The 4,139-nt window shown below is 40.8% G+C and carries 5 protein-coding genes; 1 reads left to right on the forward strand and 4 read right to left on the reverse strand.

Annotated features, from left to right (window positions below; genetic code table 11):
- Positions 1-18 precede the first annotated feature (18 nt).
- Both VB654_RS11510 and VB654_RS11515 read right to left on the reverse strand, forming a co-directional pair.
- Positions 19-1,236, reverse strand: coding sequence for a DUF4336 domain-containing protein (locus tag VB654_RS11510; protein WP_323213897.1), 1,218 nt, complete (start codon positions 1,234-1,236; stop codon positions 19-21).
- Positions 1,205-2,005 carry a tryptophan-rich sensory protein gene (locus VB654_RS11515; RefSeq protein ID WP_323213898.1) on the reverse strand — a complete coding sequence of 267 codons (801 nt, stop codon included), beginning with the start codon at positions 2,003-2,005 and terminating at the stop codon, positions 1,205-1,207. Before VB654_RS11515 ends, VB654_RS11510 begins: the two co-directional genes overlap by 32 nt.
- Before the next feature lie 187 nt (positions 2,006-2,192).
- On the opposite strand from VB654_RS11515, the gene VB654_RS11520 reads away from it, so the two are divergent.
- A complete protein-coding gene (locus tag VB654_RS11520) occupies positions 2,193-2,870 on the forward strand; it encodes a dienelactone hydrolase family protein (protein ID WP_323213899.1) in 678 nt (225 codons plus the stop codon).
- 489 nt (positions 2,871-3,359) lie between these two features.
- Here the strand turns inward: VB654_RS11520 and VB654_RS11525 are convergent, their stop codons facing one another.
- Positions 3,360-3,623 (reverse strand): hypothetical protein, encoded by a 264-nt coding sequence (locus VB654_RS11525; protein WP_323213900.1) that lies wholly within the window; start codon positions 3,621-3,623, stop codon positions 3,360-3,362.
- Between the two features lie 66 nt (positions 3,624-3,689).
- Positions 3,690-3,923 carry a hypothetical protein gene (locus VB654_RS11530; protein WP_323213901.1) on the reverse strand — a complete coding sequence of 78 codons (234 nt, stop codon included), beginning with the start codon at positions 3,921-3,923 and terminating at the stop codon, positions 3,690-3,692.
- Positions 3,924-4,139: the final 216 nt, after the last annotated feature.

Here is a 4,139-nt window from a genome sequence, read left to right on the forward strand (position 1 = left end):
CGAATTACGAATTACGAATTAGATTTGCGGTGGCTTTGCAATACCCTGCTTAGTTAAATTCGCCTCAAGCTCCCTGATAAATTGCATATCTTCGTCTAACAGAGGCTGGTTCTGCTTTCCCTGGGATTGCTTTTCCAAAAAATTGAATGCTTGCCGGAATTCATCGGGACTAGTCTGAATAGGCGAATCAAAATGACAGGCGATAATTTGGTGAAAATCCCAAGTTGCAACTTGATCAGCCCATGTAAGTACTTGTCTTGGTGCTTGGGGTAGGATCAGTATTTGCAGGATTGGAGCTACAAAAGGACGGCCATTACTTCGTAGGATATTAAACGATTGCCGCCAGTCCTCTCGCCAGCGAAACGGATAGAAACCAAAATAAGCCTTTGGTGAATGCTGTGGTGCTTGGAAAGCATCGCGTAACATTTGCCCTAATTCAGTCATTTCTAAGGAATGAGGACGAAAATAAACGGCAAACAGTGAAATACGTTGCCATCCCTGACGACGATTTTCGGGATGATCTGCGATCGCTTCCCCAGCATGATCTCTAGCATGAAACAATAATGGGTAGGGGTCTAATTGGTTAATAGCAGGTGGTTCTTCTGGTACAGACAGTATAGAGTCAGTTAAGAGCAGAGTATGCGATCGCCTGTGAAAAAATGCCACTTCTGCAAAGGAACCCCTACCCAAATCGATATCCAAAATCTGATAGTCGAACTCATCGGCAAACGGACTTTGACTACTATCCTCTGGAAGTACCTGAGTGCGTTTGTGGGGAAAACCCAGCCAACTCAGGGGTAAATTAACCGGGAAACTCCATTGATGGGGAGCAACAAAAACCTGTGCTTGTGGAAAGCATCTGGCAAAAGGTCCGACAAAAACTTTATGTTCTAGACCAGAACTCGTTGGCAAAATAATATACTTAACATCACCGTACTTGGTGACTAACGCATTAACTAAGCGGACACACTCAATAGTAGGAGCAACTGGTGCATAAACCAAAAGACCTCCGGTTGCGAGTTTAACCACAGTCATCCGAATCGGCACAACCGTGTAGAGAATGCCGTGAAGCTGATCAAATATCCAAATCGTATCCTTAACTATTTCCGCGCAAATTGTCCGCCGTCTACCGTAGGGATAAAGTGGTACAGCAGGCCAAAAGTGCCATGACCAATCTTTTGGATGAGTACTTGGTTGCATCCATTCATTTCCCTCTAAGTTTCCCTGTACGTTCATTTCTTACACTTTTAATCGTGATCATCAAAACCAGGGCAATTGCCAAAATTAATGCCACGTTCCTGAGTAAAGAGTTGTCCCACTGCTTAAGTGATATTGCTACCAATGCCCACACTGTTACCCCTGTGTAAGCAAAGTCTCGACGCTGGATGACAATGGCTGCTGCAATCAAAAAAGCCACCAATAACATCATAGCAGTCCATAATTCAGCAGAAATGCCCCATCCATCCCACTTCTCTAAGTACAACCAAGAAGCGACATTTACAATAGTCGCCACGCTAATCCAACCCAGATAAATACTAATGGGAAAATGAACGCACCACTTCTTCATCTGAGAAACACGCTTGCTACCAATGCCTAAACGCACATAAGCAATAATCAGTGATATCAAAATTAACAAGATTGCCACTACAGAAAAAGCAAAAAGTCTAGCAAGAAAAAGATATACCCAAATAATTTGAGCAACAGAGGCAATTACCAATAAATATCCGGTTTTACGTAGATATCCATTCTGCCTTTGCTTCGGGAGAAATTGATAAATTCCCAATACGAACAATCCCAGATAAATCACTCCCCAAATCGCAAAAGCATAGTTAGCAGGGATAATCAAAACATTAGCGAACAAAGTATTAGAAATCTCTCCTATACTCAAATCATTGGGAGGAGAAATATTTGATACTACATTGACAACAAAAGCGCCAATAACGGCGGACAATGTAGCAATTTGCCGGATAATATCCTGGTAATTGATAGATGTGGACTTTTGCATAAAATCATCAATTAACTTAATAACTTTGTTTGCTTTTAGTTTATATCTTTATGAAGAGAAGAATTTGTTTTTGCATACTACCTATTAGGAGGAGTCTGAGCCTTTATTTCACGTTAGCATCTTGAATATATAAAGACTAAAAAAACATCAAACGATAGCTAATGATTCATAAATGGAGGTTTTGTCAGTGGATAAAACATCAACACATAACTATCGTGAACATCTGGTATCAGTTGCAGCAGGTGATGTCAAGCTAGAGGGAAATTTGGTAATTCCAGATGCTGCCACAGGCATAGTAGTATTTGCTCATGGTAGTGGTAGCAGTCGCCATAGTCCCCGCAATCGATATGTTGCTGGCGTTTTACAACAGGCGGGACTAGCGACTTTACTAATTGACTTACTAACTCATCAAGAGGAAGCAATTGACCTCATAACAAGAAATTTGCGCTTTGATATTGAATTATTGGCATCACGATTAGTTAATGCTACAGATTGGCTAATACAGAATCCAGAAACTCATCACCTCCAAGTTGGATACTTCGGAGCTAGTACAGGAGGAGGCGCAGCACTTGTAGCCGCCGCAAAACACCCCCAAGCAGTGAAAGCCGTGGTTTCTCGTGGTGGACGGCCTGATTTAGCTGGTTCAGCCTTACCTCATGTGCAAGCACCAACCCTGCTAATTGTTGGTGGATACGATACACAAGTGATAGCAATGAATCAGGATGCACTAAAACAGTTAAGTATAGAAAAGCAGTTGGAAATTATTCCAAGAGCTACTCATTTGTTTGAAGAACCGGTCGCATTGGAAGCAGTAGCGAAATTAGCGAGTCAGTGGTTTACGCATTACCTCGCGCCAAAAAATTAACCATCCTACTGAAAAAGAAGGTAATGGGGTGTTATATGCTCAATTTACTACTTGGGATGACGCAAGGGAATTTGCCAGTTATTTAGCAAGATTAGACCTAGACTGCTATATAGGGCTGGCTGAAGAAATCTAAAAACATTACAGGTAAAGGATTTTAGCCTGTTTGAAATTGAAAAAGTGCAAGCTTTTATGAAGTGGGAACTCGAAAACCTTGCATTTAAGTTTGATTCAAAGGAAAAATTTTCCCTACTAAACTCTTGAAACTGTTCCCTGTTCCCTAATCTCCACAGATAACTTATATGCCTAACGGCACGCTACGCGAACAGCAAACCCTATATAGATGAGCGAACCAAACACGCTGCATAAATCTGACTAAATCTGACTTTTTTGCGGAGGTTATTGATGAATAATTGTAATTTTTGACAAAATATTGTGCAGATATTTTACAACTTGCTGATAAAATCTACATTAGATAAATAAAATTGTCTACTATTTTTTAGATGAAACACACCCTTTAATTGAACGGTGAATAAGTCGGCAAGGCCAGCAAAAAGCCCCGCAGAGACTTACCGAGGCAATTGTAGTCATAATTTGCCAGTTTGAGCTAGGCGGAGGATCTAATTCTGATGATTTCTCTTGCGTACCTTTAGCTAACTCTTGAAATGAACGAGATAGCTGACTGACTGCACTCACCCCTTCAATTGCTGCTCCAATAAGATAAGCTACCAGGGCAATTTCTAGCCAGTGATTCATATATTTTGTAATGCTTAAATTCTGAGAAAATAATTGTTCACATATTAGTTATGTCTAATTATTCTACTACTTGCCTTCGCCAAAGGATAACCTGCCTTCAGCCGTATCACGAATTAAGGGCAGTTTAGATTCAATGTAAGTATTGAGACTTCTATCTGTATGTATATCAAGCACTTGCTGAGATTTGAACTTCTGGAGGAGCAATTGGATTAAGGCAGCATCGTCAAACTGGAGCAAAGTACTGACCTGTGTAGATTCAATGATAGCCCAAATTTGTTGCATCATTTTAACGGTGATCATGCTTCTCGCCTTTCTTAAGATTTTCTTTATATTCCCATACTTTGGCCATTTGTGCAGAGTTTTTGTCTCAAGATTAATTAATCAACACAATTGGAGATGTCAAAGAGGTGACTTAGGGTTTGCTGTTCGCGTAGCGTGCCGTTAGACATAAAAGTTTTGTCGTGGAGGCAGGGAACGGGGAACGGGGAACGGGGAAAAGTTTCAGCTATCTGTCAT

Origin of the sequence: Nodularia sp. UHCC 0506 (assembly GCF_034931045.1) — a bacterium.
Classification (GTDB): Bacteria; Cyanobacteriota; Cyanobacteriia; order Cyanobacteriales; family Nostocaceae; genus Nodularia.

Coding starts and splice junctions, on each gene's coding strand:
- VB654_RS11510 (WP_323213897.1), bottom strand. CDS start 1,236: ATGAACGTACAGGGAAACTTAGAGGGAAATGAATGGATGCAACCAAGT.
- VB654_RS11515 (WP_323213898.1), bottom strand. CDS start 2,005: ATGCAAAAGTCCACATCTATCAATTACCAGGATATTATCCGGCAAATT.
- VB654_RS11525 (WP_323213900.1), bottom strand. CDS start 3,623: ATGAATCACTGGCTAGAAATTGCCCTGGTAGCTTATCTTATTGGAGCA.
- VB654_RS11530 (WP_323213901.1), bottom strand. CDS start 3,923: ATGATCACCGTTAAAATGATGCAACAAATTTGGGCTATCATTGAATCT.